We start from the raw sequence: 22,969 nt of genomic DNA on the forward strand, positions 1-22,969 counted from the left end.
ATATAAATTTGGATAAGATTTTGCGAAATTTATTTAGGAGAAAAGATGAGCGACATCGTCTATACTAGAACCGACGAATCCCCGCTGTTTGCTAGCTACTCGTTGTTTCCGATCCTGCAGGCGTTTTTGCGCGCGGGCGGCATAGAGATAAAGCAGGCCGACATAGGGCTAGCCGCGCGGATCATCGCCGCTTTTAACGACAAGCTACCGCCCGATCTGCGCGTGAGCGACGACCTTGAGATGCTGCGAAATTTGACGCAAGAAAAGCGCGCGAATATAATTAAGCTGCCAAACATCTCGGCAAGCTTGCCTCAGCTAAACGCCGCTATCACCGAGCTTCGCGCTAAGGGCTACGATCTGCCCCCATATCCGTCAGATCCAAAAACGCCGGAGGAAAAAGACGCGACCGCTAGATACGCCAAAGTGCTAGGAAGCGCTGTAAATCCGGTGCTGCGCGAGGGCAACTCCGACCGCAGATGCGTCGGTGCGGTAAAACGCTACGCCCGCGAAAACCCATACAAAATCACCCCTTTTGAAAAAGATAGCAAAACCGAAGTCGCTTATATGAAAGGCGGAGATTTTTACTCCTCCGAGCGCTCGGTTAGCTTTGAAACGGATGAAAATTTACGCGTCGAATTTATCTCAAAAAGCGGCGAAAAACGCGTACTAAAAGAAAATTTAGCGGTAGAAAAAGGCGATATAATCGACGCTAGCTTTATGAGCGCGCGGGAGCTGGATGCCTTTATCAAGGAGCAAATCGCGGATGCGAAAGCAAAAAATTTGCTCTTTAGCGTGCATCTAAAAGCCTCGATGATGAAGGTGAGCGATCCCGTGGTTTTCGGGCATTTCGTGAAGATTTTTTTCGCGGAAGTTTTTGATGAGTTTGAAAGCGAGCTAAAAAGCGTAAACGTCAGCGAAAACAACGGGCTAAAAGACCTTTTTGCGCGGATTTTAAATTTACCTCAAGCTACGCAGGAAAAAATCAAAGCCAAATTTGATGAAATTTACGCAAAGAGGCCAAATTTAGCGATGGTAAACTCGGCTGCCGGCGTTACAAATTTACACGTGCCTAGCGACGTTATCATCGATGCTTCGATGCCCGCGATGATAAAAAACGGCGGCAAAATGTGGGACAAAGAGGGCATAGCCAGGGAAACCAAAGCCGTGATACCCGACAAAACCTATGCCGTCGTTTATGAAGCCGCGATCGCGGATATCAAGGCAAACGGCGCGCTAGATCCGGCTAAAATCGGCAGCGTCTCAAACGTCGGACTGATGGCTAAAAAGGCCGAGGAGTACGGCAGCCACGATAAGACCTTTGTGATAAGCGAAGCGGGCGAGGCGCGCGTACTAAATGAAAAAGGCGAAATTTTATTTAAATTTGAGTTAGAACAAGGCGATATATTTAGGATGACGCAGGTTAAAGACGTCGCCGTGCGAAACTGGGTCGAGCTGGCGCTAAAACGCGCAAAAATCACGGGACAAAAGGCGATATTTTGGCTGGACGAAAACAGGGCTCACGACCGAGAAATCCTAAAAAAAGTAAGAGCGCAGCTAGCAAGCGCGGATACTAGCGGGCTTGATATAGAGATCATGTCTCCCGCGGCTGCTTGCAAAAAGTCGCTTGAGATCATGAGGCGCGGCGAGGACTGTATCAGTGTCACGGGCAACGTCCTGCGCGACTATCTGACCGATCTTTTCCCGATCTTAGAGCTTGAAACCAGCGCCAAGATGCTCTCTATAGTGCCTCTGCTAGAGGGCGGAAGTATCTTTGAGACGGGAGCGGGGGGCAGCGCACCTAGGCTCGCCGAGCAGCTACTGGAGCAAAATCACCTAAGCTGGGATAGCCTTGGCGAGTTTTTGGCTCTGGGCGCTAGTCTCGAGCAGTTAGCTATCTTTAAGCAAAGCCCTGAGGCGCAAATTTTAGCCGATGCCCTAAATGCGGCCGTAGAGCGCTATCTAAAAGAAAATAAGGTTCCACGGTTTGAAGTGGGGCAGCTAGATACGCGTACGAGCCATTTTTATATCGCGCTTTACTGGGCGAGCGAGCTTGCCGCTAGCGGCACGCAGCTAGGCGATAAATTTAAACTCATCGCTCAAAATCTCGCGAAAAACGAGAGCGTAATCGCGGATGAAATAAACACGGCGCAAGGACGAAAGATCGATGTAGGCGGATACTATAAGCCGGATGATAAAAAGACAAGCGCGGCGATGAGGCCAAGCGCGACGTTTAATCAAATTTTACAAAATCAAATTTTATAAAAAAAGGAAAAAAATGAAAATTTCAGTTATCGGAGCCGGAAACGTAGGTGCAAGCGCGGCTAGCGCTATCTTGCTAAGAGGCATCGCAGACGATATTGCGCTAGTTGATATTTTTGGCGACGTGGCGCGCGCAAAGGCGATCGACCTATCTCAGAGCGCGGCGGTTTTTGGTCTGGACGTGAGCGTCGCGGGCGGAGATGATTTTGGGCTTATTAAGGATAGCGACATCGTGGTCGTGACCGCCGGAAGCCCTAGAAAAGAGGGGCAGACTAGAGAGGATTTGTTGCTAAAAAACGCCGGCATCGTAAAAGGCACAGTGGAGAAAATCGCTAAATTTGCCCCAAACTGCGTCATCATAAACGTAACAAACCCGCTCGATGCGCTCACGTACCTAGTCTATAAAACTAGCGGTTTTGATAAAAGCAGGATACTAGGAATGGCGGGCGAACTAGACTCCGCGCGCCTAAAATACGAGATATCTCAAAAAACCGGACTAAAAAACAGCGCCTTTAGCGCGCACATCATAGGCTCTCACAACGACGATATGGTAGCGCTGCAAAGCAACGTGAGCGTGGATTTGGGCGGCGAATTTGACGCGGTAGCGCAGGAGGCTAAAACGGGCGGCGCAAAGATCGTTAAGCTACTTGGTACGTCGGCGTATTACGCTCCGGGCGCGGCTGCGGCCAAGATGTGCGAGGCGATAAAAACCGGCAGCGATCAGTGGCTAAGCTGCTGCGTGATAGATGGCGAGTGCGCGGGCGGTAGACTCGTGAAGCTAGGCAAAGGCGGAGTACGCGAGATCAAGCAGCCAAGCGAGGAGGAAAAAGCAGCGCTAGAAAAAGGCGAAGCCCAAACTGCCGCAAATATCAAATTTTTAAAAGAAAGCGGGGTAATCGCGTAGCTGATGTTTATAAAATCTAAGATCAAAACAAAACAAATCCATGCGCTATTTTTAGCGGCTTTTATTTCGGGCTGCGCTAACGTTTCTCCGAGCGCTCCGAAAAATGAAGCCTCGGTCGCGACGCAGACAAAGCAAAGCCAAACTCAGGCTGTAATGCCGGCGGAGAAAGGTCAAATTCAAGTTGCGACTTTGCTAGAAAAAGATAAAGCCCAAAACTCGGGAAGCGAGACGACGAGCAAAGTCGGCGACCGATTTGACGTGAAAGAAAAAGCCCTGCTTGACCTTATACAAAAATATGTGGGCAAAAGAGACGGCGGCGACTGCTCAGGCTTTGTGACGCTTATAAATAAAAAATTTAATCGAGACTTTTTTGACGAAAAGGAACTCGATAAATTTTACACCAAGCGCGGCCTAAAAAGCGAAGCGATGTTTAAGCTTTACGAGAGTAAAAATCTAATCGCCTTTGACGATCCGCAGGTCGGGGATTTGATATTTTTCAACAACACAACTAGAAGCACGAAAAATAACAAAAAAGCTAAAATCGTCACTCACGTAGGCATCGTTAGCAGCGTCGAAAAAGACGGCACCGTAGCTTTTACGCACCATACCAAGGGTAAAAATATGGTGGATTTTATGAATCTAAACGATAAAAATACCCGCAAAAAAGGCAAAAAAGAGCTAAATTCCTACGTCGTATCTTGCAAAAACAAAAGCACGTCGTGCCTTGCGTCAAATAGATTTTCTGGATTTGGCAAAGCAGGCGTAAGGAGAAACTAAGTTTAGTTATTTATGCTTATCGCTTCAAATTTACCGCCGTATCCGTTAAATCGTCGCCAAATTTACGGATCGGCGGCGGTAAATTTAACTTCTAAATTTACTCTACGCCAAATTGCGTAGTAGTCGTTAAATTTGAACCAAAAATCCTAAATATCAAGAACGGCATATCCGCTAGGGCGTTTCAAATTTGCTCGTTTTCATACAAAAAATCTCCAAATTTTATTTTACTATCCGATTTAAATACCAAATTTAACTTAAATGCTATAAAATTATCGTTACGAGTTAAATTTGATAAGGAAAAATATGCTGATAAAAACTGACGCCCCCGTCTGGGTCGATATCTCGCGCTGCAAAGCGTGCGATATCTGCGTGAGCCGCTGTCCTGCGGGCGTGCTGGCGATGGCCGTAGAGCCGCGCGCTGTGCTAGGTAAAACGATCGAAGTGGTGCATCCTGAGGCCTGTATCGGGTGCAGAGAGTGCGAGCTACACTGCCCCGATTTTGCGATTTACGTAGCGGAAAAGGGATTTAAATTCGCCAAACTAACCGCCCAAAGTAAAGAGCGCGCGACCGCCGTAAAAGAGAATAAATTTGAAAAATTAGAGGCGGAGCAATGAGCGAATTTTTAAATAATAACGGCGGCAAAAGAGAGGTCATCGCTAGCGGCAACGAGCTAGTCGCGCTTGCGGCGGTGGAGTGCGGGTGTAACTTTTTCGGCGGTTATCCGATCACGCCAAGCAGCGAGATCGCGCACGAACTAAGCGTGCTACTTCCAAAGCACGGCGGTAAATTTATCCAGATGGAGGACGAGATCGCAGGCATCTCGGTGGCGCTTGGAGCCTCGATGAGCGGGGCAAAGGCGATGACTGCAAGCTCGGGTCCCGGTATCTCGCTAAAAGCCGAGCAGATCGGGCTTGGCTTTATTGCGGAGGTGCCGCTAGTGATCGTAAACGTCATGCGCGGCGGCCCTAGTACGGGGCTACCTACCCGCGTGGCGCAGGGCGATCTCTTGCAGGCGAAAAACCCGACTCACGGCGACGTAAACAGCATCGTTATCGCGCCCTCAAGCCTAGAGGAGTGCTATACGCAGACCGTTCGCGCGTTTAATCTCGCCGAGAGGTTCATGACGCCCGTGTTTTTGCTACTAGACGAAACGATCGGACACATGCACGCAAAAGCCGTGCTGCCGCAGATCGGCGAGCTAGAGATCTACTCGCGCAAGCAGTTTGGCGGCGATCCCGCGGACTACCGCCCATATAGGGCCGCAGCCAACGAGCCTGCCGTACTAAATAAATTTTTCGGCGGTTACCGCTATCACGTTACGGGCCTGCATCACGGCGAGACGGGTTTTCCTACCGAGGACGGCGCGGTCGTGGACTACAACATCAAGCGCCTTTTTAACAAAATAAACGCACATGCGCATGAGTTTGAGCTTTGCGAGGAGTTTATGCTAGATGACGCGGAGATTTGCATTATCGCGTTTGGCTCCGTGGCTCGCGCGGCAAAGGAAGCGGTGCTAAATTTACGCGAAAAAGGTGTGAAAGTAGGGCTTTTTAAGCCTATCACGCTATTTCCGACGCCAAGTGCGAAACTACGCGAGATCTCGGCTAAATTTAGCAAAATTTTGATCTGCGAGTTAAATTTGGGCCAGTATACGGGAGAGGTAATCAAAGCTACGCTAAGAGACGACTTTAAGACGCTACTAAAAGCCAACGGCCGTCCGATCAGCCCGCAAGAAATCGCGCAAAAAATAGGAGAATTTTAATGGCATTTAACTACGACGACTACCTACGCACGGACAAAACGCCGACTCTGTGGTGCTGGGGCTGCGGCGACGGCGTGATACTAAAGGCGCTAATCCGCGCAATCCATAAGCTAGGCTGGGACATGAACGATGTGTGCGTGGTCTCTGGTATCGGCTGCTCGGGACGCTTTAGCTCCTACATCAACTGCAACACCGTCCACACGACGCACGGGCGCGCGATAGCCTATGCTACGGGTATCAAGCTAGCAAACCCGAGTAAACACGTCATCGTGGTAACCGGCGACGGCGACGGGCTAGCTATAGGCGGCAATCACACGATCCACGGATGCCGCAGAAATATAAATTTAAACCACGTTTTGATAAATAACTTCATCTACGGGCTAACGAACTCCCAAACCAGTCCGACCACGCCGACCGGGTTTTGGACGGTGACGGCGCAGTACGGTAACGTCGATCCAAATTTTGACGCGTGCAAGCTCGCAACCGCCGCAGGAGCGACCTTTGTAGCGCGCAGCAGCGTGATAGAGCCCGCAAAGCTGGAAAAGATATTTGCCGAGGGCTTCGAGCATGATGGATACAGTTTTTTTGACGTATTTTCAAACTGCCACATAAATCTAGGCCGCAAAAACAAGATGGGGCAGGCCACGCAGATGCTAGAGTGGATAGACGGTCGCACGGTGAGCAAGGCTAAATTTGACGCGATGAGCGAGGATGAGCGGGAGGGTAAATTTCCGCTCGGAGTGCTGCACAAAGACGAGTCTCGCATGGAGTACACGAAGGCCTACGACATGGTGATAAAAGCCGCTAGAGACGGCGAAAAAATCGACTTTGGAGCGCTAAAATGAAAAGGCAGTTGAGATTCGTCGGAGTGGGCGGCCAGGGCGTGATACTAGCGGGCGAAATTTTAGCCGCGGCCAAGATCGAGGAGGGCGGATACGGCGTCAAGGCCTCGACCTACACCTCGCAGGTGCGCGGCGGACCGACGAAGGTCGATATCATTTTGAGCGAGCGCGAGATATTTTACCCCTACGCAAACGAAGGCGAGATCGAGTTTATGCTCGCTACCGCGCAGGTTAGCTTCGAGCAGTTTAAAGACGGCGTAAGAGAGGGCGGCATCATCGTCGTGGAGCCAAATTTAGTACGCGCTAGCGATGAAGATAAAAAACGGTGGAAAATCTACGAAATACCCATCATCTCCATCGCTAAAGACGAAGTGGGCAACGTCATAACCCAAAGCGTCGTCGCGCTCGCAGTCGCCGTGCAGATGAGCGGCTGCCTAGATACTGAGCTGGTTAAACGCGTAATGCTCTCAAAAGTACCTAAAAAAGTCTACGCTGAAAACGAAAAAGCTTACGAACTGGGGCTCAAATACGCCGAAATTTGCATAGAAAACGGCAAATAAAAGCGTGATTTGAAATAAGATAGATTAAGTATCATTTCGTTATAATTCAGGTATTAATTTATTTGATTTTAAGGAGAACGAAATGAGCGTTGGTATTTTTTACACGACGACAAAGGGGCACACAAAGAGCGCATGCGAGTATCTAGCGGGCAAAATAGGAGCTCAGCTAATAGATGTCAAGAGCGCAGGGGCGCAGGATTTTTCTAAATTTGACGTCATCATCGTAGCGGCGCCTAGCTACGGCGACGGCGAGTTGCAGTCTGACTGGGCGGAGAAACTGCCGCTTTTAAAAGCCGGTAGTAAAGGCAAAAAAGCTGCCATCGTAGCCATCGGCAATCAAGCCAACCACCCGCAAACGCTTTTTAGTGGCGCGGTGGATTTTCTGCCGTATCTAAAAGATGCGCAAATTTTCGGCGCTAGCGACGTGGACGGATATAAATTTAACCACTCCGCGTTTTTAGTAAACGGCAAATTTATCGGTCTCGCGCTTGACGTTAAGGGTGATGAAAACTACGCAAAACGCATCGACAAATGGGTTGAGCAAAACAAGTCTAATTTTTAATTTTCTACTTTCCGCCGCTTCGCTCGTTAAATTTGAGCGAGGCGGTTTTTTAATTGCCAAATTAACGAGTTCACGTCAAATTTAGATAGCTATTTTTTAGTAAAATTTGCTTACGAAATCTCAAAATTTAAAAACTCAGAAAATCGGCATTTATTATCCGAATTCCTGAGCCTAAAATACAAATTTTATTTTCCAAAAAGCTTCTTTATGGCGCCGAAAAAGCCTCCTGAGCCTTCGTTTTTATCGCTTTCGCTTTTCTTTTTATCCAGCTTCATCGCTTTGCTTAGTTGCTGAGCTGCCGTATCGGCGTAGATAAACGCGCCTTCCGGGTCGCAATTAAAAAGATTTGAGTAGCACTCAGAATCATTTAAATCAATCGGGTTGGGTATAATCACGTCTGTCGCCTCAAGCAGCCCGTAGCCGTTTTCTACGCTAAATTTAACTGCGCTCAAAAACGCAGGCAAATTTTGCGCGTAAAAGTCATCTACTTTTTGTTTTATATTTTCATCGGCATTGTAGTCCTGCCAAAATTTGGCCAAATTTGTTACGTTTATAAATGCGCCAGACGAGTAGTTTCCGTCAAATTCGCCCGTAAATTTAGCTTTTATTTCAGGCGGTATAACGCCGCTTATATCGCTTAGATACTGCTTAAATTCGCCGTGCTCCTGCGCCAAAAAGCCAAACGCCGTGCCGCGCGTGTAGAAGTATTTTCTAAAAAATCCTTGCACGGTAGCAAGTATGTAGCCGTGTCCCGTCGAAAAGCTCTCGTCATCTTTGGTTTCAAGCGCGGTTTTTAGGGTATCGATGTATTTTTGCGCGTAAAAATCCTCCATGCCGTACTCTTTTGCAAGCCTTTGTACGACCGACCAGTCGCCCTCTCTCGCGCTTTTTAATGCGTCAAAATACCACTGCTTTATCTCGTTTTCGTTGATCGGATGATAACTCACATCGTAGCCCATTTTGATTCCTTTTTAGGTAGATTTTTTCTAAATTTACAAAGGATTCGGCCGATTTACGCGTATAAAATCGACCCTAGACGAATCATATTTGAGCCGCATTTTATCGCTAGTTCAAAGTCGCCGCTCATGCCCATCGAGCAGATTTTTGCGCCGCAAGGTTGCAGATTTTCGTAAATTTTACGCGTAGTCTCAAAGCTCTTTTGCACGACCTTTTCGTCATCTACGTGCGCGCCGATACTCATCACGCCGACGGGTTTTAAAAATTTACACTCCTGCGCGATTTGTAAAAATGCATCCTGGGCGGCCTCGGGCGAGATGCCTTGTTTCGTGTCTTCGCGCGCGGAGTTTATTTGCAATAGGCAAGGCAGCTCATAGTCAAGCCTCTTATCCACCGCAAGCGCGGCTTCTACGCTCTCGCAGCTTTGCCAAAGAGCGGGTTTGAGCGCTAGCAGGTGGTTTATTTTGTTGCTTTGAAGTCGCCCGATGAAGTGCCACTCTATCGGCAAATTTGACAGAATTTCGCTCTTATTTTTGAGCTCTTGCACGCGGTTTTCGCCAAAGCTCGTTTGCCCCTGCTCAAAAAGCTGCAAAACCTCTTTGGTCGTTACGTTTTTGCTTACGGCGATTAGCTTCACTGCTTCGCCCGTGCGTGCGTTTTCGATGCGTTCTAAAATTTGCGCGAGCTTCATTGTCCCGCTCCACTTAGGCGCATCACGTCGTTAAAGGTCGCAAACGCCATCAGGCAGAGCAAAAATGCCCAGCCGCAGTAGGTGAGGCCGATATAGACTTTTTCGTTCATCTCGCGGCGGAAAACGAGCTCATAAAGGTTGAAAAATATATGACCGCCGTCAAGCGCGGGGATCGGGAGTAGGTTTAGCACGCCTAAATTTACGGAGATCAGCGCAGCGATGATGAGTAGGGTCGAGAGGCCGATGCCTGCGGCTTTTGAGGTGATGTCGGTGATCTGGATGATGCCGCCCATCTCTTTTAGCGGCACGACGCCCACTATCAGCTTTTCAAGTCCCGTAAATATGAGCTTTGAGGCGTTTACGGTCTCAACGAGCGCAAATTTGAGCGAGCTAAAGCCGGTGTTTCGTATCGTGACGGCCTCGCCTGAGGGCGAAATGCCGATGAGCGGTTTTTCTATCTTTTCGCCAAATATTGTTACGCTCTGCCCGATTTTAGGCGTCAAATTTATCGTTTTTATTTCGCCTGCGCGCTCGAGCATGATCGCCGTGGAGGTTAAATTTACGTTTTTGCTTATCTCGTCCCATTCGCTGATTTTGATGCCGTTTATGTTTAAAATTTTATCGCCTTTTTGCAGTCCGGCACTTGCCGCGGCGGAGTTTTCAAGTACTTTGCCCACAGTCGGCGCAAGCCTTTCAACCCCGATGTGCCCGAGCGCGATAAAGATAAAAAACGCCAAAGCGAAGTTAAAAAACGGCCCGGCAAAAAGGATAAAAATACGTCCAAGAGGGCTAAGCCTCGTGTAGCTGTCGGCATCCTCGTTTTTTAGCCCCAGTTTGGAGTCCTCTTGTCCTTTTAGGCTCACGTAGCCGCCAAGCGGTATCGCACCGATGGCGTACTCGGTGTCGCCGATGGTTTTTGAGTAGACGCTTTGCCCAAAGCCCACGCTAAATTTTAACACGCCGACTTTTAGCATGCGAGCGGCAAGAAAGTGGCCAAGCTCGTGGAAAAATATAAGAAAGCTAATCACCAAAACCGTGATCAAAAAGTGCCAAGAGTACGCATAAATGCCGACGGCTAGCATCGCCGCCACAAAGATAATGCTTTTCAAAATTTACCTTTAAATTTGATTTTACCGCTCGAGTTTATCGCTGAGCAAAACGGCGATAAATTTCGTGCTCGGGTTTGCGTCAAGCGCGATCTTTAGGCTCATGGTAAGCGGTACGGCTAAAAACATACCGCCGATGCCGAACAAAAATCCCCAAAAAAGTAGGCTCAAAAGCACCACAAGCGTGCTGATACCAAGGCCTTTGCCAAGAAATTTCGGCTCGATAAAGTTGCCGATAATGATATTTACGGCTAAATATAGAGCCGCAGTCCAAGCGCAAGAGGCTGCGTCGTTTAGCAAAAGCGCCACCAAAAGCGCCGGGACGGCCGCGATAATAGAGCCGATCGTCGGGATAAAATTTAGCACGAAAGCTAAAATCCCCCAAAGCGGCGCGTAAGGCACGCCGATGAAATTTAACCCGATAAATATAAAAACGCCCGTCGCAAACGATGCTGCGGACTTGATCGCGAGATAGCGCTTGAGATTTGATATAAACGTATCTACGATCTGGTTCGTTTGCGGATTTTTACTCGCAAAATACTCGACTTTTTGAGAAAATACCTGCACCTCAAAAAGCATAAAAGTAACGAGCAAAAACACAAAAAAGCTCTTTGAAACGAGCTCGGTGCCGCTCCTTAAAAATCCGCCTAGCACGGCAAAAATTTTATTTATATCAAAGTCTGCGGGTGCGGCGACGCTCTCGGGATCGATTAGACCGCGGCTCGCTAACATCTGGTGGTAATGATCGGCGAGGGCTTTAAATTTACTTTGAAGCTCGGGCATGTAGCTAACTAGCCCGTTTATCGTCTTTATCACGGTGTTTGCGATAAATCCCAGCGACAAAAACACGACCGCCGTAACGAGCGCAAAGGCTAAAACGCGCGGAAATTTGAGCTTTTCGAGCGCATTTATCGCAGGCGTCGCCACGATAGCGATAAAAACCGCCATCAAAAACGGTAGCACGACGACGCTAGCGGCCTTTAGTCCGGCTGCTACCACGACGAAGCTTGCTAGATAGATTATGGCGTTTCCTGTTCTCAAATTTATGCCTTTTTGGCTTGATTTTTAACGTGCTTTACATAAGCATTTACGTACTCAAAGCCCGAATACAGCGTCAGTGCGACGCTAAGCCAGAGCAAAAACTCGCCAAAAGGCCACTGCATGGTTAAAAAGCCGATTGCGACCATCTGGCAAACGGTTTTAACCTTGCCCGCCATCGACGCGGCGACCTCTACGCCTTCGCCCGCCATCACGACGCGAAATCCCGTGATAAAAAACTCGCGAACTAGTATGAGATACACCGCCCACGGGCTCGCGCGGTCTATCATCATGAGTCCTAAAAACGCGCCAAGAGTCAGCATCTTATCGGCAAGCGGGTCGATCACGGCTCCAAGTTTGGTCTTTTGATCCCATGCGCGCGCGATAAATCCGTCGAAAAAGTCCGTAACGCTAGCGATCACAAATACAAGCGCGGCAAAGTAGTTCATCCAGCTAACGTGCACGCCTGAAAAGGAATTTACGCTAAGTAGCAGCCAAAACATTAGAGGCGCTAGAAATACGCGCAGGAAGGCTAGGGCGTTTGGTAAATTTAGGCTCATTTATTTGTTCTTTCTTTTTGATTTCGGAGTTTAAAATTTGACGGCTCGGCGCTAAAGCCTGCATAAAATTTGCCGACTCGCATTTTGTTTGTTTTTGTCGGTCGCGGATTTGCGCTTTGCTTAAATTTGCTCGTCGCTTCGTCAAATTTGAGCGATTTTGGATTTAAATTTAACGGCAAAAAGCATTTCGACTCTTTCAAATTTAGATCAAATTTGAAAGAATCGTCCGCGCCGCAAAATTTGCTTTTAAATTTTAAATTTTCAAATTTAGCCTGCAAACGCATTAAATTTATACTGCCGAATTTGCCCGAAATGCGAACAATCGGCAAAGGAGCGCAGGCTAAATTTGCTTTTTTCATTTAAACGTAGTACCGCCGTCGATGATGAAGGTGTGACCCGTGACCCAGCTGGCTTTTGAGCTGCAGAGAAACAAACATGCGCCGGCGATATCTGCGGGCTGACCCATGCGGTTTAGCGGGCTTAGTTCGGCCGTTTTGTCGCGTACTTCCTCGTAGTTCGTAAAAGCCCTAAGCGCGTCCGTCTCGATCGGGCCGCCGCTAACGACGTTTACGCGGATGTTTTTTTCGCCAAGCTCGGTCGCCGCATAGCGCGCCATAGCTTCTACCGCGGCTTTTGCGGTGCCGTGGCCCGCGTAGTTTTCGATATAGACGAGATTGCCCGTCGATGATAGCGAGATGATACTGCCGCCGCCCGTTTTTTCCATGCGTTTTGCGGCTTCTTGCGCGCCTACGACGAATGCATTTACGGTCGCGGTGAAAATGTTATTGATACCGCGAGGGCGAAGTTTCATAAATTTAGTATATCCGCCTGCTACCGGGCGACCCGAGATGATGGCGTTTGAGATGAAAAAATCTATACGGTCAAAATCGGCGTCGATCTCTAAAAATAGATCCTTGTAAGTCTCTGGTTCTAGTATATTTAGCGCGTAGGCTCTGGCTTTTATGCCGTATGTCGCTTCAAGCTCGGCGGCTTGGGTTTTGGCTAGCTCTTCGTTTGAGTTATAAGTAAAGGCGATATTTACGCCCTTTGCGGCAAATTCCTCCACGATGGCGCGTCCGATACCGCGCGTTCCGCCGCTGATTACTAGAGTTTTGCCTTTAAATTCGTTTTCGAAATTCATTAAAATCCTTTTATATTGTATTGTTTTATGGTTTGTTCGATTTTTTTGAGATTTTCGGTGCTCGGCTCGCAAAGCGGCAGGCGGTACTCGAGGCTTGATATGAGCCCGGCGATATACATCGCGGCTTTGACCGGGATCGGGTTGCTCTCGCAAAACATTATTTTATTTACCGCATAAAGATCGTCGTTTATGGCTTTTGCGCGCGCAAATTCGCCTTTTAGTGCAAAGTGGGTCAAATTTGAGATCTCGTCCGGGAGCAAATTTGCCGTAACCGAGATCACGCCCTTGCCGCCATTTGAGAGGATAGGGTAGTTTATCGCGTCCTCGCCGCTGATGACGGATAGATTGGGTTCGTGCGCGAGCAGGTCGACGCAGCGCTCGATGCTGCCGGTGGCTTCTTTTACGCCGTAGACGTTCTCGCAATCTTTAAACAACCTAAAAACCGTGCACGGCTGGATATCTACGCCCACTCGGCCCGGGACGTTGTAGAGTAGCACCGGGATTTCGACGCTTGAGGCGATCGCTTTGTAGTGGCGGTATAGGCCTTCTTGCGTCGGTTTGTTATAGTATGGGGCTACCGAGAGGATGCCGTCTGCGCCGTGATCTTGCGCGAATTTTGCAAGGCCTACCGCCTCGTGAGTGGCGTTGCTACCAGCGCCCGCGAGTACTTTTACGCCGGTATTTTTGCAGGTATTTACGGCGATTTCTATGCAAATTCTATGCTCGTCGTGCGTTAGCGTCGCGCTCTCGCCCGTCGTGCCTACGGGTACGACCGCGTCGATGCCGTTTGCGATTTGTCTTTTGATTAACTTTTCATAACCGATTTCGTCTAGTTTACCGTCTTTAAAAGGCGTAATCAGCGCCGTCATAGCGCCCGTTATTGCTTTTTTATTCACTTTTTTCCTTTCTTAGGATGATCGTCGTGGATTTTTCTTTTCTCACGTATTTTTTGCAAATTTCATTTAGATCGGCCGGTTTTAGCGCGGCTGTTTTTTCAGGCAGCTCAAAAAGCGGCTTTATATCGCCTCTAACGAGATATCCGCCGTATAAATTCGCCACCTTCGACGCGCTATCTAGCGAGTAAATGAGATCGCTTTTTAAACTATTTTTTATCTTGGTTATCTCGTCTTCGTCTATTTTTTGCGTTTTTGCGTTTCCAAGCACTCGCCAGATTTCGTCCTCTACGACCTCTGCCTTGACGCCTGGATTACAAACGGCAAGCACTATGAGCAGGCTCTCGTCGATATTGCTCATATTATAGACGTCTACGCTGTTTACGAGGCATTTTTCATCTATCAAAATGCGCTGCAAAACAGAGCTTTGTCCGCTGCCTAGATACTCTGCTAGCGCGCCTAACGCAGGCTGATCCTCGTGATTAAACGGCGGGATCTTAAAGGCAAGCGCTAGCATCTCTACCTCGCTATCCTTGTAAATTTCAGCCCTTTTCGCGCCGTTTTGTTCGGGCTCGATGCAGTGCAACTTAGGTAGCGGTTTTTTGTTTTTTATATTTTCAAAGTGCTTTTTGCCTAGCTCAAACGCGCTTTTTTTGTCGATGTCGCCGCTTATTAGCAGGATCGCGTTTTGCGGCTGATAGTACGTCTCGTGAAATTCTTTTATATCCTCTATGCTCCAGTTTCTGATATCGCCGATAAAGCCGATCGGAGTCCAGTGATACGGGTGATAGCTAAAAGCGACGTTAAAGAGCGTAAAGTACAAAAAGCCGATCGGAGAGTTGTCCGTGCGCCATCTGCGCTCCTCGGTCACGACGTCGCGCTCGGGCTGAAATTCTTTATCTTTTAGGCTCAAATTTTCCATTATATCGGCGTAAAGCCTAAGAGCCTCGTCTAGGTTGCCTTTTGAGCATTTGACGAAATAATGCGTATAATCAAAGCCGGTGCTAGCGTTATTTACGCCGCCAAAACCCTTTACGATCTCGTCAAATTCGCCCGCTTTCATATTTTTCGTAGATTTAAAATTTAGATGCTCTAGCATGTGCGCGATGCCGCTTTTGCCCATGGTTTCGTTTCGCGAGCCCACGCGGTAAAACACGTCTACGCTAATTACGCTAGAGCCCTTGCTGGCGGGGATGTAATAGATCTCAAAGCCGTTTTTGAGCTTTGTTTTGGAGTATTTTATAAGCATAAATTTCCTTAAATTTTGTTTTTTATATCGCAGCCCACCGCTTCGCTAATCGAGGCGAAATTATCCTCTTTTAAAAGCTTTAAAATACCTTCGTTTATCTGTTTTGCGATGTTTGGGCCTTTAAATATAAAGGAAGTGTAAATTTGAACCAAATTTGCGCCCGATTTTATGCGTGCGTATGCCTCCTCGGCGCTGTCTATGCCGCCGCTTGCGATCAAAACCGTCTTGCCGTAAAGCTCGCTAGCCACCGCGCTAAAAAGCTCGCGCGAGCGTTTAGCGATGACCTTACCGCTTAGTCCGCCGAAATTTTGTAAATTCGCAGATTTTGATAGCGAATAATCCACGCTCGTATTATTTACGATGACGCCCTTCGCGCCGCTTTCGACGGCCGTTTTACAGATCTGCACGGCCTTGTCGTCGTCCATGTCGGGCGCTATTTTAAAGATTATCGGCTTTTTTGCGATCGGCGATAGGCGCGCAAATAGATCTTTAATAAAGCTTTCTTCTTGTAGTTCGCGTAAATTCGGAGTGTTTGGCGAGGAGACGTTGATAACGAAGCAGTCGCAAATTTCGTTAAATTTAGCGACTAAAATTTCATAGTCTTTTATCGCTTCTTCGTTAGGAGTGATTTTGTTTTTACCGATGTTGGCAAAAAGCGGTATCGCAAACGGATATAGTTTGCCGACGCGCGCGCCAAGAGCGTCTGCGCCCTCGTTGTTAAAGCCCATCGCGTTTTGGATACTCTCTTCTTCGATTAGGCGAAAAAGGCGCGGCTTTGCGTTGCCCTCTTGCGCTTTTGGCGTCACGGTGCCAAACTCCACGTGCCCAAATCCGAGCGCTGCTAGCGGACGCAGCATGGTGGCGTTTTTATCAAAGCCGCCGGCGATTCCTACGGGATTTAAAAAGCTAGTTCCCAGCAAATTTTGCGAAAGAGCCGCGTCCGTAACGACGCAGTTTTTGGCGACGATGCTATAAAGCCCCGGAAATACGCAGTCTGAGATACTTAGCGTTTTTTCGACGATTTTGTGAGCGGTTTCGGGGTCAAATTTAAAAAATATGGATTTTAGTGTTTCGTAATTCAAATTTTATCCTTAAATTTTGAGCGATTTTATCAAATTTAGGCTTAAACAAGGGCTTCGCCTTTTAGTTTCGCGTAAATTTCGCAGCTCTTGCTAAGCGCCTCGTCGGTATCAAAACCGACCACTTTTCCGCCGCTGATAACGGCGATCTTATCGGCATTTTGCACCGTGCTTAGGCGGTGCGCGATGATAAATATTATCTTTTCCTTTTGTAAATTCGCGATGGCTTTGGTTATCTGCTGCTCGCTTTCGTTATCTAGGGCGCTCGTAGCCTCGTCAAATATCAAAATCTGCGGGTCGTCGTAGAGCGCGCGGGCGATGGCGATACGCTGACGCTGGCCGCCTGAGAGATTGGTGCCAAATTCATTTAAAACAGTCTGCGTGCCCTCGGGTAAATTTGACACGAAATCATACGCATTTGCCGTTTTTAGCGCGAGTTCGACTTTGGCTTCGTCGTATTCGCGGCCGTAGGCGACGTTGTTTGCGACCGTGTCGTTAAAGATATAGACGCGCTGGGTCACTAGGCCGATATTTTGTCTAAGCGAACCGAGGTCAAAATTTTTGATATTTTCGCCGTTTATCTCGATCGCTCCGTCGTTTGCGTCGTAAAATCTCATGAGTAGATTTACGATCGAGCTTTTTCCGCCGCCGCTACTGCCTACGAGCGCGACAGTTTGGGATTTGCTCGCGCTTAGATTTATGCCTTTTAGCACCTCTTTGTCGTCGTAGTTTAGCCTGACGTCTTTAAAATTTATCAAATTTATTTCAGCCGGTACGGGCTTGTCGCCGCTTAAAATTTGAGGCTCTTTATCAAGTAGCTCAAAGGTTCGCTCGGCTGCGACCACGGCGTCTTGCATCTTGTTGTAAAGGCCTGAAATGCGTTTAATAGGCGTATAAAGCATGAAAAGCGCGGTTAGGAAAGAAAAGAAGCTTCCCATCGTCAAATTTCCGTCTATGACCTCTTTGCCGCCGATGATAACGACCGCTGCGACGCCTACGGAGCCGAAAATTTCCATCATCGGGCTTACCATTTCGTTTACTTTTACGCTTTTTAAATTTAGTTTGAAAAATTTAGCGTTTTCGTCGGTAAATTTAGCGTGCTCAAACTCCTGCGCGTTATTTGCCTTGATGATTTCGATGTTGGTAAAAATTTCGCTTAGCTTCGAGCTGATGTCGGAGGTTTTTTCTTGCGAGGCGCGGGAGATTTTTTTCATCTTTTTTGCTAGTTTTGAGAGCGGATATACGGCTGCAGGCATGATAACTAGCGCAAAAAACGCAAGTTGCAAGCTCTGATAAAGCACGATGCAAAGCAGTCCCGCGATCGTAATAGCCTCGCGGATGAGTTCGGGGATCATGGAGCTAACGATGCTTCTGATGCGGTCGATGTCGTTGATATTTCGGCTTATTAGCTCGCCCGTGCGGTAGTCATTAAAAAACTTCATATCCAAATTTAGCAGGTTTTTTAGCAGCCGCTCGCGAAATCTCCTCACGATATCCTGCCCGATATACGCCGTAAAATACGCCTGTAAAAACGTCCCGAGCCCCTTTAAAACGTAAATTGCGATGATGGCGTAGGGCAAAAGATAAAGCAGGTCTTTGTTTTTTTCGATAAAAATTTTATTTAGCACGGGCTCGATCACCCACGCCGACGCCGCAGTGCCGCCGCTAGCCATCAGCATGCCGGCGATGGCGATGATAAAATACGAAATATAATCCCTAAAATAGGGCGCAAACCGCCGCAAAACCTCTTTTAGGCTCATCTGTTTCATATTTTTTCCCACATGCAGCCGTTTGGCGTATCCATGAGGCTGATGCCGTTTGCGGCTAGCATATCGCGGATTTTATCCGATAGCTCGTAATTTTTGGCCGCTTTAGCTTCGTTTCTTTGGTTTATCAGATCCTCGATGTAGGCTCGCTTTTCGTCGCTCACGCCAAACTGAAAATACTCAAACACGTCTACTTGCAAGATACCTAGCACGCGCGCTATCAGCTCCAAATTTGCCGCGATTTCGCCCTTTTTGGCTTTGTCTTTAGGGTTTGCGTCTAGCTCGTCGTTTGCGTTGCGGACGAACTCGTCTACGCTAGCAAGAGCTTTTGAGGTATTTAGATCGTCCTCCATCGCAGACATAAACTCGCTCTTAAATTTCTCGTTTGCGCTCAAATTTGCCGCCGCACCCAGCACTCGTTTTTTTAGGCGGTAAATTTTATCTAGGCGCTTTTTTGCCGCGTTTAGATCATCTTCGCTAAAGTTAAAATTCGCTCTATAGTGGCTAGAGATCAGATAAAATCTTACCGCCTCGCCCAAATTTCGCTCTAGCGCGTCCTTAACGAAAAAGCTATTTCCCAGACTCTTACTCATTTTTTCGTTATTTACTTGGATAAAGCCGTTGTGTAGCCAGTATTTAGCCAGGCTCTTACGCTCGGCGCAGCGGCACTGCGCAGCCTCGTTTTCATGATGAGGAAAGAGCAGGTCAAGTCCGCCTGCGTGGATATCGATCTCAAATTTTTCGCCGCTACTTAGGTGCTTTTTTATCATCGCGACGCACTCGGTGTGCCAGCCTGGACGCCCCCGGCCAAACGGACTCTCGTACCATTTCTCGTCAAATTTCCACAGCACGAAGTCTTTTTTATCCTCTTTTTGTAAATTTGACTCGACGCGAGCGACGTTTGCTTCGGTGTCAAATTTACCGCTAAGGCTCAGATACTGCGCGTCTTTTGCGGTGTCAAAGTATATGCCGTCGCCCGCGATCTCGTAAGCAAAGCCGTTTTTTAGCAAAATTTCGATGTACTCTATCATCTCTTTTAGCGTCTGCGTCGCCTTTGGTTTGACGTCTGGCTCAAGTACGTTAAGCGCGCTCATATCTCGCTCGTAGCTTGCGATGTATCTATCCGTGATCGTTTCTAAACTCTCGCCGCTCTCCGCCATTTTCTTTAAAATTTTATCGTCGATGTCGGTGTAGTTTCGCACAAATTTAACCTTGTAGCCAAGCTCGCTTAACGTGCGTCTAAGCAAATCAAAGCTAATCGCGCTTTTGGCGTGTCCCAAATGCGCATCGTCATAAACCGTCGGCCCGCAAACGTAAATACGGACAAAGTCGCTTTTTACGGGCTCAAATTCTACTTTTTTTCTCTTTACGCTATCAAAAATTTGCATCTAAAAATTTCCTTAAAAATATCAAAATCACCGCCTCTAAAGCCAAAACCACGCTTAAAAGCGTTAACTTTTTAGGCTCAATTATAGCTAAAAATTTCCTTATCCCAAAAAATTTGACGTTTAAGGCTAGCGTCAAAAACCCGCCTAGCGAGCTAGCTAGAGCTAGTCCGAACGCGCCGCACGCTTGCATCAAAATAGCGGCCAAAACGAGGTTAAAAACGAGCGTGATAACGGCGATTTTGGAGGCTAGTTTTTGCTGTAAATGCGCATAAAGCCAAAGCGAAAAAAGTTTAGCAAGCCCAAACGGCAAAAGTCCGATCATATAGGCGGCCAAAACGCTCGCGGTCGCCGCCGTATCGGATGCCGTGAAGCTTCCGCGCTCAAAAAGCAGCTTGATGATGGGCTGAGCCAAAATAATGCCGCCGATGGCCGCCGCAAAGAGCAGGAAATATAAAATTTCAAAGCTTTTCCGCATCCATTTTAGAGCTTCGGCTTCGTTACCGGCCTTGATCTGGCGCGTGATTTTAGGAAAAAGCGCGGTTGAGAGCGCGATCGCAAATATCGCTAAAGGCAGCTGAAAAATGCGGTTGGCATAGAAAAGATAGCTGATCGATCCGGCCGCCAAAAACGACGCCAGCCACGTATCCATAAACGAGCTTAGCTGCATCGCGGACGATCCGACTAGACCATGGAAAAAGTTGCTAAAAAATCCCTTCGTATCGGCTCTTTTACCGCGTGCAAATTTAACTAGACCGCCGAAAAAGAGCTTTGAGATGCCGTTAAATTTAAGTGCGATAAGGTGCGCGATGAGCTGCAAAACGCCGCCTACCACGACGCCGAAACTCAAATAATAAGCCGCGACTTTAGGCTCCTGTCCGCGAGCTAAAACTAAAGAGCCTATCATGGCTAAATTTAGCAAAGCGGTCGAAAACGCCGTCGTGGCAAAGTGCCCGCGATACTGCAAAAGCGAGGCTAAAAATGTAACGGCAAAGATGAGCGCTAGGTAGTAGAAGTTGATTTTTACGAGCGGGACGGCTTCGTTTATGTCGCTCTCCGCTAGGCCCGTGGCGATAATGGAGGTAAAAAAAGGAGCGAATAAATTTACTAAAAGCGTGAGAATACCGATAAAGGCTAGAAATTTAAGAAAAATCTCGGCGCTAAAGAGCGATTTTTTATTTGATTTAGTAAAATTTGGCAAAAAAGCGTTGGCAAAAGCGCCTTCGCCAAAGATACGGCGCAGTAAATTTGGTATCTTAAACGCGATGAAAAATATATCGCTGTAAATGCCCGCACCTAAAGTCGAAGCCGTGAGCAGGTCGCGCACGAGCCCTAAAACTCGCGAAACCATGATGCCGATGCTGTTTGAAAAAAAGCCTTTTATGAGCATAAAATTTCCTATCTAAAATTGGCGTAATAATAGACAAAATTTGTTTTAAAATACGTAAAAGCGGGCGCGAAAATCTCGCATAACGTCTTTTTAATGAAATTTTAGAGATAATCTCGCGAAAATAAAAATAACGCGAGAGTATCACGTGCCAGAAAACCAAAACGCGCAGCAAAACTTCCTTGCCGAGATGGAGGTTGAGACCGCCAATCCGTACGGCGAGATATTAAATTTAGTAAAGAGCTTCGGCGTCGATAGCAAATTTATAGATTTTGATATCTTGGAAATCAAAACCGAATGCAAGGTGGTAGGCGAGAGCCAACCTAGACAAATCGCCGAAGACAAGCTAAACGTCTTTGATAACGATAAATTTTACGTAGATAGAGTTGAGAGTATCAAGCAAAGCTATCTGGTTAAATTTTACGACATTAGGCGCGCAAAACCTACGCCTTTGCCTAACGTTTCTGTCAATGCAAATAAAAATTTGACCAAAATTTTAGCCACCGTTTCGCAAAACGCCGACACGGTTTATTTTAAAGAATTTGATAAAAAGCTGATAAATTTCATCTACAAAAAGCTGATAAAAGTAGGCATCCTGGTTGGCATCAGAAATAAAACGATGCTAGAAGAGGTCGCTAAAATTTCTTCGGTTTTAAGAGTAAAAGAATTTATCGACAAGGACTATACCTTTGCCGTGACTGTGGGCGTAAATGTAGTTCCGTCCACGGACGACGCGCTAATCTATCACTACAAAACAAAAATCAGAAACGTAGATGAAAACGACAAGATCGACTACGCAAACAGAGGCTATCTGCTCGGAGTCGTCGAAAATGAGCTCATAATCGAATACGTAAAACTAAGAGACGGCTCAAGCGGCCGCGACGTGAGGGGGAATTTCCTGCCTGCACAAAAAGCCAAAGCTACGATAACTAAAATGCCCGAACACACCGAAAATATCTACGTAAAAGAAGATAATGAGGGGATAAAATTTTTCGCCAAAAAACCGGGCTACGTCAAAGAGGAAAAAGGCGTTTTTGATATCAAAGACGAGCTTGACGTAAATGAAATCACGTTTAAAACCACTGGCTCGGTCGATACGGGGCTTGATACCAACGTAACGCTAAACGTAAAGGAAAAAGATCTAACAAAAGACGCCATAGGTACCGGTATGACGGTCGAGGCGAACGAAGTAAACGTCGAGGGAAACGTCGCCGCAAACGCCGTAGTAAAGGCGAACAAAGTAACAATCGGCGGACAAACCCACGCCAAAGCTCTCATCGAGGCGAAAGAGGCGAAAATAGCCGTACATATCGGTAGCTTTGAAGGCGAGAGCGTCGAGATAGATAGGCTAGAAGGCGGCAAGGTAAAAGCTAAAAAAGCCGTGATAAAATCGGTCATCGGCGGCGAGATAATCGCCGAAAGCGTCGCCATCGATACGCTCGTATCAAACTCAAACATCATAATCGCCGATACTTTGGAGATAAAAAAACTAAAAGGCGTGAATAATAAAATTTTAGTCGATTTTAGCATGATAAAAAACACGGGCGAGCAGATAAACGAGCGCATGGCGAAGATAAAAACCATCAGAGAACAGATCGTAAAAATGCCGCGCACGCTAGAGTCCAAAAGATGCGTCATCGAAGAAAACAGAGGCCCAATAAACGTCATTAAGGCTAAAATCGAAGAACTAAAAAGCACGAACAACACTCCGCCCGCGACGTTTATGAAAAAACTAAAAGAGTATCAGCAGCTAGTGCACGAGTACAACGCGCTTTTAAAAGAATTTCGCGAGAAAAAAGCCGCGATCGCCGAGCTAAGAGGCGAGATAACAAATATCCAAGAGGGTATATTTAACTCAAAAGTGATAAATCACAGTAATTGGCGCGAATTTAACGAGATAAAATTTAGGCTCGTAGACCCGGCTCGCGATATCACGTACAGCACCCGCGAAAACGAGATCGCGCGAATAATCACGATAGCCAAAGTCGAGACCGAGGACGGCGACATAGACTACGTGATAAAGAAAAAAAATAACGCTAAAAAGGCCTAA

22 protein-coding genes are annotated in these 22,969 nt (G+C 47.3%); 9 read left to right on the forward strand and 13 right to left on the reverse strand.

The features are described 5' to 3' along the window. Window positions 1–45: 45 nt before the first annotated feature. The 8 genes from RWM02_RS01125 to RWM02_RS01160 all read left to right on the forward strand — a co-directional run bounded on the left by RWM02_RS01125 (window position 46) and on the right by RWM02_RS01160 (window position 7,667). A complete protein-coding gene (locus RWM02_RS01125) occupies window positions 46–2,262 on the forward strand; it encodes an NADP-dependent isocitrate dehydrogenase (protein ID WP_314068552.1) in 2,217 nt (738 codons plus the stop codon). A 13-nt stretch (window positions 2,263–2,275) separates the two neighbouring features. Continuing rightward, entirely contained in the window at window positions 2,276–3,163 is an 888-nt protein-coding gene (locus RWM02_RS01130; RefSeq protein ID WP_314068554.1) for a lactate/malate family dehydrogenase, read from the forward strand. A gap of 3 nt (window positions 3,164–3,166) precedes the next feature. Next, window positions 3,167–3,940, forward strand: coding sequence for a CHAP domain-containing protein (locus RWM02_RS01135; RefSeq protein ID WP_314068556.1), 774 nt, complete (start codon window positions 3,167–3,169; stop codon window positions 3,938–3,940). A 303-nt stretch (window positions 3,941–4,243) separates the two neighbouring features. Continuing rightward, window positions 4,244–4,555 (forward strand): 4Fe-4S binding protein, encoded by a 312-nt coding sequence (locus tag RWM02_RS01140; RefSeq protein ID WP_314068558.1) that lies wholly within the window; start codon window positions 4,244–4,246, stop codon window positions 4,553–4,555. After that, window positions 4,552–5,703, forward strand: a complete 1,152-nt coding sequence (locus tag RWM02_RS01145) for a 2-oxoglutarate synthase subunit alpha (RefSeq protein ID WP_314068559.1) — start codon at window positions 4,552–4,554, stop codon at window positions 5,701–5,703. The genes RWM02_RS01140 and RWM02_RS01145 overlap by 4 nt, the downstream gene beginning before the upstream one ends. Next, on the forward strand, window positions 5,703–6,548 hold the full coding sequence (locus tag RWM02_RS01150) for a 2-oxoglutarate ferredoxin oxidoreductase subunit beta (RefSeq protein ID WP_314068561.1): 846 nt from the start codon (window positions 5,703–5,705) through the stop codon (window positions 6,546–6,548). The genes RWM02_RS01145 and RWM02_RS01150 overlap by 1 nt, the downstream gene beginning before the upstream one ends. After that, the gene (locus tag RWM02_RS01155; protein ID WP_314068563.1) at window positions 6,545–7,105 is read left to right on the forward strand and encodes a 2-oxoacid:acceptor oxidoreductase family protein; all 561 of its coding nucleotides are present in this window, start codon (window positions 6,545–6,547) and stop codon (window positions 7,103–7,105) included. Before RWM02_RS01150 ends, RWM02_RS01155 begins: the two co-directional genes overlap by 4 nt. 82 nt (window positions 7,106–7,187) lie before the next feature. After that, entirely contained in the window at window positions 7,188–7,667 is a 480-nt protein-coding gene (locus RWM02_RS01160) for a flavodoxin domain-containing protein (RefSeq protein ID WP_314068565.1), read from the forward strand. A gap of 185 nt (window positions 7,668–7,852) precedes the next feature. Here the strand turns inward: RWM02_RS01160 and RWM02_RS01165 are convergent, their stop codons facing one another. The 13 genes from RWM02_RS01165 to murJ are packed head-to-tail and all read right to left on the reverse strand — an operon-like array spanning window position 7,853 to window position 20,922. Next, window positions 7,853–8,626, reverse strand: coding sequence for a hypothetical protein (locus tag RWM02_RS01165; protein ID WP_314068566.1), 774 nt, complete (start codon window positions 8,624–8,626; stop codon window positions 7,853–7,855). Window positions 8,627–8,679: 53 nt separating this feature from the next. Further along, entirely contained in the window at window positions 8,680–9,315 is a 636-nt protein-coding gene (locus RWM02_RS01170; protein ID WP_314068567.1) for a YggS family pyridoxal phosphate-dependent enzyme, read from the reverse strand. After that, window positions 9,312–10,424: an RIP metalloprotease RseP gene (gene rseP / locus RWM02_RS01175; protein WP_314068568.1), complete on the reverse strand. Its 1,113-nt coding sequence runs from the start codon at window positions 10,422–10,424 to the stop codon at window positions 9,312–9,314. Before rseP ends, RWM02_RS01170 begins: the two co-directional genes overlap by 4 nt. Before the next feature lie 21 nt (window positions 10,425–10,445). Further along, window positions 10,446–11,444, reverse strand: coding sequence for an AI-2E family transporter (locus RWM02_RS01180; RefSeq protein WP_390887710.1), 999 nt, complete (start codon window positions 11,442–11,444; stop codon window positions 10,446–10,448). Window positions 11,445–11,464: 20 nt separating this feature from the next. Further along, complete coding sequence (gene pgsA / locus RWM02_RS01185) at window positions 11,465–12,019, reverse strand: CDP-diacylglycerol--glycerol-3-phosphate 3-phosphatidyltransferase (RefSeq protein WP_299029347.1); 555 nt, start codon at window positions 12,017–12,019, stop codon at window positions 11,465–11,467. Beyond that, a complete protein-coding gene (locus tag RWM02_RS01190) occupies window positions 12,016–12,378 on the reverse strand; it encodes a hypothetical protein (protein WP_314068572.1) in 363 nt (120 codons plus the stop codon). The genes pgsA and RWM02_RS01190 overlap by 4 nt, the downstream gene beginning before the upstream one ends. Continuing rightward, entirely contained in the window at window positions 12,375–13,160 is a 786-nt protein-coding gene (locus tag RWM02_RS01195; protein ID WP_314068575.1) for an enoyl-ACP reductase, read from the reverse strand. The genes RWM02_RS01190 and RWM02_RS01195 overlap by 4 nt, the downstream gene beginning before the upstream one ends. Next, window positions 13,160–14,029 carry a 4-hydroxy-tetrahydrodipicolinate synthase gene (gene dapA / locus RWM02_RS01200; RefSeq protein ID WP_390887711.1) on the reverse strand — a complete coding sequence of 290 codons (870 nt, stop codon included), beginning with the start codon at window positions 14,027–14,029 and terminating at the stop codon, window positions 13,160–13,162. The genes RWM02_RS01195 and dapA overlap by 1 nt, the downstream gene beginning before the upstream one ends. A gap of 19 nt (window positions 14,030–14,048) precedes the next feature. Next, the gene (locus tag RWM02_RS01205; RefSeq protein ID WP_314068578.1) at window positions 14,049–15,302 is read right to left on the reverse strand and encodes a M16 family metallopeptidase; all 1,254 of its coding nucleotides are present in this window, start codon (window positions 15,300–15,302) and stop codon (window positions 14,049–14,051) included. Between the two features lie 8 nt (window positions 15,303–15,310). Then, entirely contained in the window at window positions 15,311–16,384 is a 1,074-nt protein-coding gene (locus RWM02_RS01210; protein ID WP_314068580.1) for a quinone-dependent dihydroorotate dehydrogenase, read from the reverse strand. 41 nt (window positions 16,385–16,425) lie between these two features. Beyond that, window positions 16,426–18,150: an ABC transporter ATP-binding protein gene (locus tag RWM02_RS01215; protein ID WP_314068582.1), complete on the reverse strand. Its 1,725-nt coding sequence runs from the start codon at window positions 18,148–18,150 to the stop codon at window positions 16,426–16,428. After that, window positions 18,147–19,535, reverse strand: a complete 1,389-nt coding sequence (cysS, locus tag RWM02_RS01220; protein WP_314068584.1) for a cysteine--tRNA ligase — start codon at window positions 19,533–19,535, stop codon at window positions 18,147–18,149. The genes RWM02_RS01215 and cysS overlap by 4 nt, the downstream gene beginning before the upstream one ends. Next, complete coding sequence (gene murJ / locus RWM02_RS01225; protein ID WP_314068586.1) at window positions 19,522–20,922, reverse strand: murein biosynthesis integral membrane protein MurJ; 1,401 nt, start codon at window positions 20,920–20,922, stop codon at window positions 19,522–19,524. Before murJ ends, cysS begins: the two co-directional genes overlap by 14 nt. A gap of 145 nt (window positions 20,923–21,067) precedes the next feature. Here murJ and RWM02_RS01230 point away from each other — a divergent pair, with 145 nt between their 5' ends. Next, complete coding sequence (locus tag RWM02_RS01230; RefSeq protein WP_314068588.1) at window positions 21,068–22,969, forward strand: flagellar assembly protein A; 1,902 nt, start codon at window positions 21,068–21,070, stop codon at window positions 22,967–22,969.

This window comes from Campylobacter showae (assembly GCF_963515975.1).
GTDB lineage: Bacteria > Campylobacterota > Campylobacteria > Campylobacterales > Campylobacteraceae > Campylobacter_A > Campylobacter_A showae_F.

What these genes read in the sequence shown, in the direction of transcription:
- RWM02_RS01140 (WP_314068558.1), top strand. Translation starts at nt 4,244, where the DNA reads ATGCTGATAAAAACTGACGCCCCCGTCTGGGTCGATATCTCGCGCTGC.
- RWM02_RS01145 (WP_314068559.1), top strand. Translation starts at nt 4,552, where the DNA reads ATGAGCGAATTTTTAAATAATAACGGCGGCAAAAGAGAGGTCATCGCT.
- RWM02_RS01205 (WP_314068578.1), bottom strand. Translation starts at nt 15,302, where the DNA reads ATGCTTATAAAATACTCCAAAACAAAGCTCAAAAACGGCTTTGAGATC.
- cysS (WP_314068584.1), bottom strand. Translation starts at nt 19,535, where the DNA reads ATGCAAATTTTTGATAGCGTAAAGAGAAAAAAAGTAGAATTTGAGCCC.
- RWM02_RS01160 (WP_314068565.1), top strand. Translation starts at nt 7,188, where the DNA reads ATGAGCGTTGGTATTTTTTACACGACGACAAAGGGGCACACAAAGAGC.
- RWM02_RS01170 (WP_314068567.1), bottom strand. Translation starts at nt 9,315, where the DNA reads ATGAAGCTCGCGCAAATTTTAGAACGCATCGAAAACGCACGCACGGGC.
- RWM02_RS01190 (WP_314068572.1), bottom strand. Translation starts at nt 12,378, where the DNA reads ATGAAAAAAGCAAATTTAGCCTGCGCTCCTTTGCCGATTGTTCGCATT.
- RWM02_RS01165 (WP_314068566.1), bottom strand. Translation starts at nt 8,626, where the DNA reads ATGGGCTACGATGTGAGTTATCATCCGATCAACGAAAACGAGATAAAG.
- pgsA (WP_299029347.1), bottom strand. Translation starts at nt 12,019, where the DNA reads ATGAGCCTAAATTTACCAAACGCCCTAGCCTTCCTGCGCGTATTTCTA.
- dapA (WP_390887711.1), bottom strand. Translation starts at nt 14,029, where the DNA reads ATGACGGCGCTGATTACGCCTTTTAAAGACGGTAAACTAGACGAAATC.
- RWM02_RS01215 (WP_314068582.1), bottom strand. Translation starts at nt 18,150, where the DNA reads ATGAAACAGATGAGCCTAAAAGAGGTTTTGCGGCGGTTTGCGCCCTAT.
- RWM02_RS01150 (WP_314068561.1), top strand. Translation starts at nt 5,703, where the DNA reads ATGGCATTTAACTACGACGACTACCTACGCACGGACAAAACGCCGACT.
- RWM02_RS01195 (WP_314068575.1), bottom strand. Translation starts at nt 13,160, where the DNA reads ATGAATTTCGAAAACGAATTTAAAGGCAAAACTCTAGTAATCAGCGGC.
- murJ (WP_314068586.1), bottom strand. Translation starts at nt 20,922, where the DNA reads ATGCTCATAAAAGGCTTTTTTTCAAACAGCATCGGCATCATGGTTTCG.
- RWM02_RS01135 (WP_314068556.1), top strand. Translation starts at nt 3,167, where the DNA reads ATGTTTATAAAATCTAAGATCAAAACAAAACAAATCCATGCGCTATTT.
- RWM02_RS01130 (WP_314068554.1), top strand. Translation starts at nt 2,276, where the DNA reads ATGAAAATTTCAGTTATCGGAGCCGGAAACGTAGGTGCAAGCGCGGCT.
- RWM02_RS01155 (WP_314068563.1), top strand. Translation starts at nt 6,545, where the DNA reads ATGAAAAGGCAGTTGAGATTCGTCGGAGTGGGCGGCCAGGGCGTGATA.
- RWM02_RS01125 (WP_314068552.1), top strand. Translation starts at nt 46, where the DNA reads ATGAGCGACATCGTCTATACTAGAACCGACGAATCCCCGCTGTTTGCT.